The organism is Streptomyces sp. NBC_00887 (assembly GCF_045207585.1).
The window spans coordinates 1,011,858-1,024,265 of sequence record NZ_CP108788.1; the positions used below are offsets into that span (position 1 = coordinate 1,011,858).

9 protein-coding genes and 1 pseudogene are annotated in these 12,408 nt (G+C 67.8%); 5 read left to right on the forward strand and 5 right to left on the reverse strand.

Going from position 1 to position 12,408, the window contains the following annotated elements; genetic code table 11:
• Positions 1–22: 22 nt before the first annotated feature.
• Positions 23–760 carry a DUF4232 domain-containing protein gene (locus OG844_RS04590; protein ID WP_406388260.1) on the reverse strand — a complete coding sequence of 246 codons (738 nt, stop codon included), beginning with the start codon at positions 758–760 and terminating at the stop codon, positions 23–25.
• 300 nt (positions 761–1,060) lie between these two features.
• On the opposite strand from OG844_RS04590, the gene OG844_RS04595 reads away from it, so the two are divergent.
• The 4 genes from OG844_RS04595 (at position 1,061) to OG844_RS04610 (ending at position 5,825) form a co-directional block, all read left to right on the forward strand.
• A complete protein-coding gene (locus OG844_RS04595; RefSeq protein WP_406388262.1) occupies positions 1,061–2,569 on the forward strand; it encodes a DUF4246 domain-containing protein in 1,509 nt (502 codons plus the stop codon).
• Between the two features lie 245 nt (positions 2,570–2,814).
• Entirely contained in the window at positions 2,815–3,468 is a 654-nt protein-coding gene (locus OG844_RS04600) for a hypothetical protein (RefSeq protein ID WP_406388264.1), read from the forward strand.
• A gap of 350 nt (positions 3,469–3,818) precedes the next feature.
• Positions 3,819–5,081: a DUF6357 family protein gene (locus OG844_RS04605; RefSeq protein ID WP_406388265.1), complete on the forward strand. Its 1,263-nt coding sequence runs from the start codon at positions 3,819–3,821 to the stop codon at positions 5,079–5,081.
• Positions 5,082–5,333: 252 nt separating this feature from the next.
• Positions 5,334–5,825 (forward strand): hypothetical protein, encoded by a 492-nt coding sequence (locus OG844_RS04610; RefSeq protein ID WP_406388266.1) that lies wholly within the window; start codon positions 5,334–5,336, stop codon positions 5,823–5,825.
• Positions 5,826–5,891: 66 nt separating this feature from the next.
• Here OG844_RS04610 and OG844_RS04615 read toward each other — a convergent pair whose 3' ends face one another.
• The 4 genes and pseudogenes from OG844_RS04615 to OG844_RS04630 form a co-directional block, all read right to left on the reverse strand.
• Entirely contained in the window at positions 5,892–9,143 is a 3,252-nt protein-coding gene (locus OG844_RS04615; RefSeq protein ID WP_406388267.1) for a GH92 family glycosyl hydrolase, read from the reverse strand.
• A gap of 408 nt (positions 9,144–9,551) precedes the next feature.
• The gene (locus OG844_RS04620) at positions 9,552–9,815 is read right to left on the reverse strand and encodes a hypothetical protein (protein WP_406388269.1); all 264 of its coding nucleotides are present in this window, start codon (positions 9,813–9,815) and stop codon (positions 9,552–9,554) included.
• Positions 9,809–10,276: pseudogene (locus OG844_RS04625) on the reverse strand (trehalase-like domain-containing protein); the annotation flags it as partial. The gene OG844_RS04620 and the pseudogene OG844_RS04625, both read right to left, overlap by 7 nt.
• Before the next feature lie 554 nt (positions 10,277–10,830).
• A complete protein-coding gene (locus OG844_RS04630) occupies positions 10,831–11,601 on the reverse strand; it encodes a hypothetical protein (protein WP_406388270.1) in 771 nt (256 codons plus the stop codon).
• Positions 11,602–12,091: 490 nt separating this feature from the next.
• On the opposite strand from OG844_RS04630, the gene OG844_RS04635 reads away from it, so the two are divergent.
• Complete coding sequence (locus OG844_RS04635) at positions 12,092–12,403, forward strand: CU044_2847 family protein (protein ID WP_406388272.1); 312 nt, start codon at positions 12,092–12,094, stop codon at positions 12,401–12,403.
• The last annotated feature ends 5 nt before the right edge of the window (positions 12,404–12,408 follow it).

Consider the following 12,408-nt stretch of genomic DNA (forward strand, 5'->3'; position numbering starts at 1 on the left):
GGCATGGGTCGCCCGCCCGGGGTCAGAGCTGGTTGATCGCGCGCATCGCCAGGCCCTCGGTGCCGGCCCAGCCGTTCACCCGCGCCGCGTCGTCGTAGGAGACGGAGGGGAGGCCGTCGGGCAGGTCGAAGATGAGCGTGCCGTTGAGTTCGGTGCCCTCACCGGCGACCAGGGTGGCGGTGAACCGGTCGGCCTGGTCGTACGCCGCCTCGCCGCCCTCGTCGTTGCCGAAGACGTACAGGCCTGCGTACGCCGCGCCGTCTCCTTCGACGACGACGGGCTCGGTGTCAGGCTCTCCGAGCGTCTCGACGGTGGAGGCGTCGTTGCCTGCCCCGAGTCGCACCAGCGGTGCCTCGTTCAGGACGCAGGGCTTCTTGTTGCCGTTGGTGACGGTCAGCAGGAAGTGGCGGGGGGTCTCCCCGGACGGGTCCTGCAACTCGACCGCGGTGGTGAGGTCGGTGACCTTGCAGTCCTGGTAGTCGGTGCCGTTGCCTCCGCCGGTCTCGCCGCTGTCCCCGGTCGCGTCACCGGCCGAGCCACCACTGCCGGTTTCGGTGGCGGTGCCGGTGTCGCCCGATGCCTCGGGACTCTTCGACGCGCTCTCCCCGGCCGACGCGGAGGCCGACGGGGCGGCGTTGTCCTCACCCCCGGAGGCCTGGCAGGCGGTGGCCCCCAGCAGCGCCGCGACCGCCACCACCCCCAAGAGGGTGCCGCGCAGGCCCTGACGTAGCGATCCGACTCTCACTGTCTTCGCGTGCATGCTGTGTTCCACTCCCCCGAGACCGGCCCCCGGGACCGGTCGATGTCTCAAGCTCTGCACAGCCATTCTGGGTTGCCGCCCATCGGTCGGTCGCCCCGGATCCGGGTCTGTTACAGCCCTCGTACGAACTGATGCCTTGGCGTGACGATGACGCCGGCGGCACGGCGGCCGCGGTCCGCAGCCCGCAGAAGGGGGTCATAGCTGACTCCCGGACCGGCGGCGAGAGGGACTACAGCTGCGGTGTCAGTCTGCTGACGTATCCTTCCGGCCACCGCACACCGACTCGGAGGATCAAGAGAATTGACCGGCCTGTCTGCTTTCCCGCTGCCCTTTCGTGCTTCCCGTTCCATAGCGTTCGCAACACCCCGAACACTGCGGGAACTTCAGATGATGCAGTGCAGCTCACACATTCGGGCGAAGCCGGGGTGGTTCGACAAGATGAACGATGCCGACATCGTCGCCAGGTGGACGCAGGAAGCGGTCGCCCAAGGGCTCACCGAAGCGCAGGTTCGTTACGTGCTCGCCGAACTCGTGCATTACGCCGCGCTGCGGGACGGACGAACCGGCATCGAGGTGTCCGCCGTCGACGGGGTGTGGCAGTCGGACACGCTGGTCGACGACACGCTCGGATCCCGGCTGCGCGAGGCGGTCCGGGTTCTGGAGCAGGTCCCCGAAGCGGAAAAGGACTGGCATCCCGGGTCCGACGGCCAGGTACTGGATCTGGTCCATCCCTCACTGTTCTGCCTGGTGAAAGAGGTGAGCGACGCACCCGAGCGGGCTTGGCAGAACGAGACGGGCCGCTACTCGACATACGAACTCTCGGAGAAATTCCAGTGGTTGCCCACGGACGTCGACGTCACTGATGACGGCGATATCACCTTCCGTTCGTACGTCAACAACGTCCACCCCGAGACTCATCACGAACTGGCTTCCGTCCTACCGGACTTGTTCTCGTGCATGCGCCCTCTGCTGGAGAACGTGCTCACCGATCTGCGCCATCCCCGGCCCCTGCGGATCGAGGCCGATCCCTACGGGTGGTACGACTCGGAGCCTGAGCATCCGGACACATCAGACTACAGCGATGATGGGGCCTACGCGGAAGCCCTCCGTGCTTGGGAGGAGGCCGAGGACGACTGGTGGGAAAACCGCCGCCCGGTCATCCCGGACGCCCCGGCCTTCACTCCGCCCGAGTTGCCCGGTGCATCCGCCCGAGTCGACCTGCGAGGCCACCGCCTCCAGGTCATCGTCAAGCTCGCCACCATTCACCTCACCCCGGACAAGCCCGAGTACCCGGGCGGTTCCTGGCATGTCGAGGGGATGCTGAACGAGCGGATCGTCTCGACCGGCATCTACTACTGGGACAGTGAGAACATCACCGAAAGCCGGCTGAGCTTCCGGGCGGCACTCGACGACCCGAACTACGAACAGAACGACGACAACGGTCTGCGTGAGGTCTACGGCCTGGAGGACGAAGACGCACTGAACCAGACGCTGGGATCGGCATCGACCCCAGCGGGCCGCTGCCTGGCGTTCCCGAACATCCTGCAGCACCGCGTCGGCTCATTCCACCTGACGGACCCAACCCGCCCGGGACATCGCAAAATTCTCGCGTTCTTCCTGGTCGACCCGTCGGAGAAGATCGTCTCGACATCCGATGTGCCACCGCAGCAACCATGGTCCGAAACCTCGACCATGACGCTTGAACAGGCCAATGAATTTCGGGAACAACTCATGCGGGAACGCAAGTTCTTCGTCGACGAGCACAACGAGCAGCTCTACGAGCGAGAATTCTCCCTCTGCGAGCACTGAACCAAGGCAGAGGGCGCGGGAGGGGACCCGGGGGCAAGTCCTGCGGCGCCCGCCCCTGTGCCCTCTCGAACTGCGCGCGCGGTGATGGGGTACCGAGCGTGCCGAACAGACTACCGGCGCGCGGGGCTGTGGCTCCGGTGGCCGCCGGCTCTTCCGGCAATTCGTCGGCGATGAACGGCAGGTCCGTCTGCCTGCTCTGATGCGACTACGCTGGCGGAGGTATCACACGTGAAGGAAGGACACAAATGGCTCGCCCTTACAACCCCGGACCGAAACAGTTCGTCTTCGCTGTCGGTGACGGCAACTCCCAGCAGGTCTCCGTAGGCGACCCTCAGGAAGCGTACGTAGCATTCTCCGCGTTCTTCCGGAATCGAGATGCTGATACCTACACCATCGAAGATGCACCTGCGAGCCAAAGCTTGGTGCTCATGCCCGGTCAAGGTGTGATCGCACGGATCGATGTGGCGGATCAGCCTCGGTCTGAATACCTCAAGGTCGATAGGGCCAATCGCTACCTGCCGAGCGCGATGCTGTTTTTCGAGAACGGATATGCCGGCCTCGACTACTTCGGCCAGTGGTTCTCGGACCTCGCGGACCTCGACGCGTCACCGGAGACTCGCGGCGCTACCCGCGCCGCCACGATCACGACCGAAGCCGCGGCAATCGAAGAAGTCGCTCGGATCTGGGGAAATTCGGGCATCGTAGACCCGAGCAACCAGTACTACGTCTTCTTCGACTCGCATGATGTCAGCGATGACCGAGCTGAACGAGCCGAACTGCTCAAGTTGATCGAATTCCTCGGTGTCGAACGAGTCGACGCCCCGGCCGAGGCCGCCGATGGCGAAGTCTGGGTGCGCACCGACACGCGCCTCGACGTCGAATTTGAACGGTGGTCATGAACAGATTTGGTTCGGGATGGGGCTGCAACATCGCCGTGATGCCCGCCGTGGGCCAAGGCCAACCGTGTCCAGCCGGTGCCGTTCGGAAATGACTCGCCTACGCGTCGACCACTGACTGCTGTATTCCTCTGGTGATGGGTAGGCGGCGATTTCCATCTGGTCGCATCCTGTCGAGATCGGTGCCGGATCGAAGTTGCTCTGCACCGGAACTCGGTGGAGTTCAGGTTCGACGTCTGACTCGACCATGACGGGCCTGCTCGCTCCGGGCGGCGTGGGATGACACGAAAGCGGCCGGTCAGGTCGGTGCAGGCAGGACTCGCCAGTCTCTTCTGATGGGGAAGACTGAGTCCATGAGAGACATAGTTTTCACGCGCAGGAGCGGCTGGATCCCGAACGTGATCCGCGAGGCCGGTGAGCTGAAGCTGATGCTCGGTGCCGGGGCCGACGCCAACCATGAGCCTCGCACGTTCACGTTCTCGATCGGGGAAGCCCATCTTGCGGTGATCCGGGAGGACCTGGCCAGACACCTGCTGCTGTGGAGTGCGGTCCTTCCGCTGTGCGACGACGCCGGAACCCGGGGCCGGCTCGAAGAGAACGCTGCCGTCGCGCTCCTGGACCCGATCCTCCTCTCCGCGCCCGCGGACGTCGACGCGCTCTTCCAACGCATCCGGTGGGACAGGGGTCGGCTCATCGCCCATGGGGCTGACATCGATCTGCTCGAGCGCGGTCAGGTCTGCGCGGCGATGCGCGCGGCGACAGAGACGTCCAACGGGAAACGAGCTCAGGAGTACCACGCGGACCGCCGCCGCGCCGAGCGCGGAACAGTACTCGGTCCACTCGACGCCGCGATACTGAGGTACACGGGCCAGTACCTGCACGGCGCGACGGTTCCGAAGCGGATGCCCGATACCGTCGACCCCGTGCTGCTGCCGGAGGTCATGCGTGTGATCGCCACCGCGGAGCGGGCATGCGCCGGGATGCGGATCGGCCGCGATCCGCGACGGGGCAAGCGCGCCACGGACAAGCGCGACTGGGATCGGATGGCGACGGCGGTCGACGCGGCCGTGCGCCGTGCACACCCTGAGCTCGTCGATGACGCGGTGCGTACCGTGAGCTTCCTGATGTGCTCGGAGGCTGCGGACCACTCCAGGAGCACCCCCATGGAGGACGACGAGGAGGCTTCCGGCGACCGCGCCGACTTCGGCGAGAGTGCGAGGAAGACGATCCTGTCGTTCACCGACGACAAGGGCGTCGACAAGAAGTGGATCCAGGACGATCCCCGCACTGCCACCGCGGAGTTCTGGGAGTTCGTCGGCGATCGCTCTGCCGCGGACAACGAAGTGTTCACCATCGAGGACGAGGAGATGGGCGAAGGGATCCAGCTCCACTTCTACGCGGATTCCATCGCCCGGATCACGACGGTGCACGAGGGTGAAGGCGAGTCGGATCCGGAGTACCGGGTCGAGTACAGCCTGGTCGACGGGATCAGCGGGTACCGGAACCTGGTGAGCACCTTCGTCCGCGGCGGCTGCGCCGCACTCGAGCAGCACGGCTCTTGGATGTCGGATGCCGCCGAGTTCGAGCGCGCGCGCCGGCGGCGCGACGCCAAGTAGTCGCCGATGCTTGCCCTCACGATGCGGCGACAGACGGCTCCCATGCCAGGGCTTTCAAGGAGGACTCCCACACGGGCGGTGGTGAACAGTCGGAGCCGGGTCCGTTTCGGTGCCCAGCGGCGGGTAGCACCGGTCCACCGCCGGCAGACTTGTCGCGAGTAGCTCGGCTGTGCGACGCCGTGGCCGCCGCCCGCAGCGCCCCGTGCGCCGCCACCTCGTAGGCCGCCGCACCCCGGACGCCACGCTTATGCGGTGGCGCCCGCTGCGGCCGACCTTGCCGACCCCGCGCGCTGGAGCTACGCGTCCCCCACCGACCCGGGCAGCCGTGCGTACGGGCTGCACTGGGCCGCCGTATGGCTGGAAGGGCGCGCGCTCGGCGAGGAGGCCGACGGCGACCTGTTCACCGCGGTCCGGCCACTGCTCGCCGACAAGATCGCCGCGACCACCCGCCGCGCCCGCGTCGAGCGGGCCCTCGGCCGTGACGGGCAGCCCACCGCGCTCGACCGGCGGTGCCCGTACTGCCGTGGGCCGCTCACCGCGTACACCCGGGCGGCTCCTGTCATGGTGAGGAGGAGCGGAAGGTCGTCACGGTGTCCGTGGCCGGCGTCGTACCCGGAGATGCCGACGGCACGGCAGCCGTGGCCGTCCCGTTCGGGCAGGCGTCGGCGCCAGTTGGACGGTGGGCCGGATGTCGGGGTGGGCGAGCACGCGAAGGGCCCCGGCGCTTTCGCGCCGAGGCCCTGATGAGAGGGGTGCGCCGATCCGGAACGGCGCACCGCAGGCTGGGTTTCGGCGGTCCGCCGTCCCTCTCTAAACGAGCGTCATCGCGTAGATCTCGACGCGGGAGTCGTCCGGCAGCGAGACCGAACGGACCGTCTTGCCCCCGTCGAGCTCGGCGGCCGTACCGAAGAGCCGAATGGACGGCCCGTCGACACCGCTGCCCCGCTTGATGCGGTGCGGCATGTCGAGGACGACCGTGCCGCCGTCCGGCGCGGAGCCCGCCCAGTCGCCGAACGTCACCGGTGCCTCCGTGCTGCTGCCGTCCGTGTAGTGCACGGTCAGTGTGGTGGTCACAGGACCGTTGTGCGCCGAGCCGACCAGCCGCAGCGCACTGTGCTGTCCGGCGGGCAGCAGGAGGGCCTGCCCGCTTGCTTCGAGGAAGTTGTTCGCCGTGCCGGTGGGGTCCGGCGCGTCGTACGTCACCCCGTCCCACGTGACCGGCCCCGCCTTGGGCAGCAGGTCGCCGTCATAGCTCCAGCCATGCCCGTCGAAGTCGCCCTCGTCGGAGTTCGCCACCGTGGCCGTGCCGTCGTGGCCGAGGTCCGCGCGCAGGTCCACTGCGCACTGCCCGTTCGCCTCACTCGCGCAGGTCGTGGCGGCTCCCACCGCGACGGTGGCCTTGCGGGTGACCGAGTTCGTCCCTCGGCCCGCGACCTTCACCTCCACCGGGTAGGACCCGGCCGCGACGCCCGGCGGCACGGTGATGCCGAGCGACACCTCCTTCTGCACCGGGAGATGACCGGAATCGATCACCAGTGGTGAACGCTGTGCCGTCGTGGCCTTCCAGCCGCTGGGCACCTTCGCCGTGACCGACACGTTCAGCTTGCCGGGTGCCTGCCCGAGGACGTCCAGCGTGAACTTCGCGATCTGTGCGGCGTCACCCGTGGGGACGACCGCCGAGGCGGGACGCAGCGACGCGTCGACGTGCTTGCGGCTGTCGGGGGATGCCTGGTTGACGGAGGGCGGCTGGGCGCCCTTGCCCGTGCCCCATGAGGAGGGGGAGGTCCCGAGCCGGTGGGCAAGGGTTCCGCCGTGCGCGAGCTTGTTCCAGCTCAGCCAGGTCTGGGGTACGTCCCGGCCGTTCAGGGCCACGCTCTGCACGTACCGCTTCGTGTCGCTCGCTCCGGGTGCCTCGATCGTCAGCGTGCCGCCCTGACCCTTGGTGCCGGACGCCTTGGGGTAGCTGCCGATCCGGACGGTCGCCGACTCGAACTGCGGGCTGGACACGGCCAGGAAGTCGCCGCCGCTCATCGTCGGGTAGAGGCCGAGGGAGGAGAAGACGTACCAGGCCGACATGGTGCCCAGGTCGTCGTTGCCCGTCATCCCGTCCGGCCCGTTGGTGAACAGCGTCATCGCCGCACGCACCACGGTCGCGGTCTTCGCCGGGGCGCCGACCCAGTTGTACATGTACGGGGCGTGCAGGTCCGGCTCGTTGTTCGGGTTGTACGTCGGCTTGCCGTAGTAGTCGTACGGCTGCGAGATCCAGTCGTTCCGAGCGGTGCCCGCCGGGTCGGTGAGCAGTTTGTCGTGGACGAAGAAGGAATCGAGCCGCTTCTCGGTGGCGCTCCGGCCGCCCATCAGGCTGACGAGACCAGCCGGGTCCTGCGGTACCAGCCACTGGTACTGGTACGCGCCGCCCTCATGGAACTGGTGCGCCGCCTCGACCGGGTCGTACGGCGTGAGCCAGGTGCCGTCGGCCGTCCGCGGCCGGAACTGCTGGATCGAGGAGTCCCACAGGTTCCGGTACCACTGCCCGCGCGTGGCGAACATCCGGGCGTCCGACTTGTGTCCGAGCCGGTCGGCCATCAGTGCGAGCGACGCATCGGCGGCGGAGTACTCCATCGTCGCCGACGCCGGGTGCTTGCAGTCGTTGTCGCCGCCCTTGTCCGCGCAGTCCTTGCCGAGCTCGAGTCCTGACGGGATGTAGCCGCGCTCGGTGTAGTGGTCCGATCCCGAGCGTCCGTTGTACGGCGAGTCGGCGGGCGGGGTGCTGGTCGCGTTCTTCTTCAGCAACGCATAGGTCTCTGCCTCGTGTCCGGCGAGCAGACCCTTCGACCAGGCCTCTACGAGGAAGGGCGTGACGGGGTCACCGGTCATGATGTTGGTCTCGCTGTTGGCGAGCGCCCAGCGGGGCAGCCAGCCGCCGTCCCGGCCAGCCGCGACGACCGACAGCGCGACGTCCCGGGCGACCTTCGGCTCCAGCATCTGCAGAAGCTGGTTCTGCGGCCGGTAGGTGTCCCAGAGCGAGAAGTTCTGGTACGGCGTGTAGTCCTTTGCCGTGTGCGTCTTGTTGTCGAACCCCTGGTACATGCCGTCGACGTCACCGGCGAGGTTCGGGTGCAACTGGCTGTGGTAGAGCGCGGTGTAGAAGGCCTTCTGCCGGTCCGCCGCGCCTCCGCCCACCCGGATGGAATCCAGCTGCTTCTTCCAGGTGTCCTGCAACGCCTTGCGCGTGCCGTCGAAGTCGAAGGACTCCTTGGTCTCCGCGGCCAGGTTCTTACGGGCGCCCTCCACACCGGTGTAGGACAGCCCCACCTTGAGGACGGCGTCCCGGTCGGTGGTCGCGTCGAAGGTCACCCAGGCGCCGTTCTGGCCGCCTCCCTCCGCGTCTCGCGTGCCGGGCTCGGGGTCTGCGCCGTCCCATGTGCCGTAGGCCTTGAAGGGCCGGTCGAAGGTGGCACTGAAGTACACCGTGTGCTCGTCGTGCCCGGCGCAGAAGCCCCCGGCGTGCACCCGGCCCTCGATGGTGCGGTCACCGACGACGTGCACCTCGGAGTCCAGCACGGACTGGTTGGCCTTGCCCGTGTTGAACAGGACGTTGGCCGAACCGGTGGAGGGGAAGGTGTAGCGCTGCCACCCGGTGCGCTCGGTGGCGGTGAGTTCCGCGTCGACGTCGTACTTCTTCAGTCCCACCCGGTAATAGCCGGGACTGGCCTGCTCGTCGTCGTGGCTGTACGGGGAGCGGTAGGCGTTCGGGTCCACGGAGTCGACCGCGCCCGTGGTCGGCATGATGGGCAGCTCGCCCATGACGCCGCAGCCGACGCCGGACAGGTGCGTCTGGCTGAATCCGTAGATCGAGTCCTGCTTGTAGTCGTATCCGCCCTGGCCGCCGGTGTCCGGACTGACCTGAACCATGCCGAACGGCGCGCTCGCCCCGGGGAAGGTGTTGCCGAAGTTCTGGGTTCCGACGAACGGATTGACCAGATCGATCGGTTCCGCGTCCGAGGCGGCGGCGGGCTGGGCGATGCCGACCACTCCACCACTCACGAGGACGGCGGCCATCAGACCGGCTGTTATACCGGAAGCACGGGGACGGAACGGTCTGAAAGCAAACCGCATGGGGTATTTCCCTTCGAATCCTGACCGACTGACAACGTTGTCACTCTGTTCGTTGGCACCGTAACCCCCCACCACCCCGGATGTCACTGGCTGAGCGGGGGGCAAATCCTGACGCGATGAATCGATTCTGCAGAACGGGGCGTCGACAAGTGACCTGCCTGCCCTGGCGCGCGGCCGGCCTGCGAGGCGGATGCGCCACCCAACGGCACACGGAGGTGGGCGTAGCCCTCGCGGCCGGAGAGGAACCGCGCGACGGCTTGGGCCGAGACCTCGTCGGGCACGTCGAGGTACAGGATGGGACGGAATCCCCAGACTCGGAGCGCCAACCGGTAGCCGCTGGCGAGCGGACAATCACGTGAAGCCGAGATCCGGCTCCGCCGGCTGCTGAACGTGCATCCGGGCCAAGTCGGCGGAGAACGGAGTGGGGCCGAGCAGCTGCCGCTGCCAGGCCCGTCTGATCAGAGCGTGGAGCGTGGCGGCCTCCAGAGTCCTTCGGACCGTGCGCGCTATGTAGTTGGCCCGGAACTGCGTCAAACCCTTCTCCCACGCGTACTCCCCGGTCGTTCCCTCGGCGGCGGCCATCCGGATCAGGTGGTACTCCGCAGTCTTCAGCATGCGCGGCTGGGTGGGTGCGGACGGTGGTGTCCGACTCGGCGTCGAGGTAGAGAGCGTGCGGGGCCGGCGACGGCCGAGGCCCGGCCGTCGGTGACCGTGATCCGGGGCGTCGTTCCCCCGTAGTCCATCCGAGGCCGGAACTCCGAGCGCACCGTCATCTGTCCGGTGAGGACCTGGGCGATGCGGATCAGGCGGGGCTGGGTGGTCCGCGCGTCCCAGGGCGGCATGAAGTCGGTGATCTGCAGGGTGCCGTCCTCGGTAATCCAGAAGCTGTCCAGGACGAGGGAGTCGCGCTGGTACTGGCGGTGGTCGGCGGGAGCGGGCAGCCCGTCGTCGGCGGCGGGTCCCAGCTGCCGGAAGCCGTGCTCACGGGTGCCCAGGAGCCCGGCGAACGGGGCCGGGCTGTCGAACCGGGGCAGACACCCCCAGTCCACGCTCCCGGTTCTGCTGATCAGGGCGGCGGTCTGGAGGTCTCCTACAGGGCGTAGTTCTCGATGGGCTGCTCATGATGGTCCGTTCGTTGCGGCTCGGTGGATCATGGGGTGCTGCGGGCGCTTGGTGCGCATGGTGGAGAGGGCGGCGGCCCGGGCGAGGTGCCACGGCGTGCTGCTGGTGCCCGCCGGATAGCCGCCGGTGCGGAGGTGGGAGTCGATCAGGGCGTGGAGGACACCGTCGCGAGGCCACTGGGGAGCCCGGTGGTCGCGGTATGCGGTGAGCGCTCTGTGTCGGGGTTGCCAGGAGTTCCGGTCCGCCGGGCAGGGCGCGCACAGCGGGCCAGCCCTCCACGAGGGTTGCGAACGGCCGTGTCGCTTGGACGAGTTCGCGGGGCAGGGCGGGCGCGGGGCTTGGACTGGGCGATGAGCCAGGCCAGCCCGCTCGCCGTGTCGGGGTGGCAGGCGGTGACGATCTCGATGATGGACGCGGCGGCGAGGACCGCGGGGTCGACACCCTGGTCGTGGGCGAGTTGGTGGGCGACGGTCCGGGTTTCCGCCGCGAGGGCGTCCTCGGGCGCTCTTCAGTCGCAAGAGGGTAGATCGGAAACGCTCAGCACAAGCGCCGCGGTGAGGATCTGCGGTGGCTTCGTCGACATCAGCTGCTGCTGATCGAGCAGTGCGAGACGCCTTCGAAGGCGTACATCGAGTTCGACAGCCTTGCGGCGGAGGCTCTCGGCGGACTCCTTGGGCTTTTCGCCCCTCCGTTCCTTCTCGGCGGCTGCCGCAGCATCGAGGAGCAACCGCTCGGTCTCCGAGGTCAGACGCTTGGTCACCAGTTCCCGGGTCCTGATCAACTCCGCCAGGCGACGGGGCTGGACCTCGGCCAGGTATTCGGGAAGTTGGTTGGCGATGATCCAGCTGGTTGCCTTGTCCTCGGCGTCTGCGAGCCAGGGAAGGCCACATGCAACGTGGGTCGCCGCGCCGTTCGGCGCCGCGGCACAGTCCAGGTAGGGCGCGGGGCCGGCCGGGTGCACGGTGCCGTGGCTGTCGACGTAGGCGTAGGCGAACCGTCGGGCCACCGACTCACCGGTGGCGTCCGCGACCTCCTCGACGACCCCGACGAGGAGGTGCGCTTCCTTGAGGGTGGCTGAGACGAGGACGGTGCCCTGGTTCAGCGCGCCCCCGAAGTTCCGGATGGTTTCGTCCATGACGGCGTCGTGCAGCGGGTGGCCGGGGGCGAGCAGGTCGGCGCGGGCGCGGTCGTCAGGCTGGACGTGGCTAAGGTCGAAGGAGATGCGGTTGTACTTGGTGGCGATCGGTCCGCTGCCTGCCGAGCGGATGTGCTGGGGCACGTTGGCTATCTCGTAACGCCCCTGTTCGCGCTTGACGATCCGGCCACCGAGCCGGGTGAAGGCGTCCTTGAAGGTCGATTCGATGTAGTGCGGCTGAAGACGTAGAGAGCGGGCTGCCCACCTGCCCTGAGACGGAGGTCACCCGGTCGCCTGGGTCACCCGCCAGAGCTGGTCCCTCTCACTTGGTGCGGCCGAGAAACACCCCTACAGTCCCACCTCTTGGGACCTACCCGAGGAACGACAGCCGCACCCGGCGGTCCGCATTATCGACGTTCGTATCCACCAAACTCCGTTAAGGCAACCCCAGGGTATCCGGACCCACGTGGACCTGATCAGTACCGTGGCTACCCTCGACCGCGATGAACTCGGCGGGGGCAGCACGGGGAAGGAGCAAGAGCGACGCATCGGGCAGCCCGCGCGGTCAGCCAACTACCCATGTGAGCGACGGCTTGGCTCTAAGCTGTGTTCGCAATCTATCGAGGGGGCCGCAATGGCAGATCAGGTGGTGTCGTACGCGCTGGACGACGAGACGGTCATCCGGTTCGAGATCGAGCCGACAGACGAGTTCCACCAGGTCAGCGCCGCAGAGATCGTGGGCCAGGTCCGCGAAGCGGTACGGCCGGCTGTGGAAGCCGCCCGGACAGTACTCGACCAGGCTGTGGCGCTCCGCCCTGCGGAGGTCCAGGTGAAATTCGGCATCAAGGTCAGTGGGACGGCCAACTGGCTCGTGGCCAAGGCTTCGACGGACGCGAACTTCGAGGTGTCCATGGTTTGGCGACCCGAGGCGGCGGACGGGGCCTGAGCCTC

What these genes read in the sequence shown, in the direction of transcription:
- OG844_RS04635 (WP_406388272.1), top strand. Translation starts at nt 12,092, where the DNA reads ATGGCAGATCAGGTGGTGTCGTACGCGCTGGACGACGAGACGGTCATC.
- OG844_RS04590 (WP_406388260.1), bottom strand. Translation starts at nt 760, where the DNA reads ATGCACGCGAAGACAGTGAGAGTCGGATCGCTACGTCAGGGCCTGCGC.
- OG844_RS04600 (WP_406388264.1), top strand. Translation starts at nt 2,815, where the DNA reads ATGGCTCGCCCTTACAACCCCGGACCGAAACAGTTCGTCTTCGCTGTC.
- OG844_RS04620 (WP_406388269.1), bottom strand. Translation starts at nt 9,815, where the DNA reads ATGCTGAAGACTGCGGAGTACCACCTGATCCGGATGGCCGCCGCCGAG.
- OG844_RS04615 (WP_406388267.1), bottom strand. Translation starts at nt 9,143, where the DNA reads ATGGCCGCCGTCCTCGTGAGTGGTGGAGTGGTCGGCATCGCCCAGCCC.
- OG844_RS04605 (WP_406388265.1), top strand. Translation starts at nt 3,819, where the DNA reads ATGAGAGACATAGTTTTCACGCGCAGGAGCGGCTGGATCCCGAACGTG.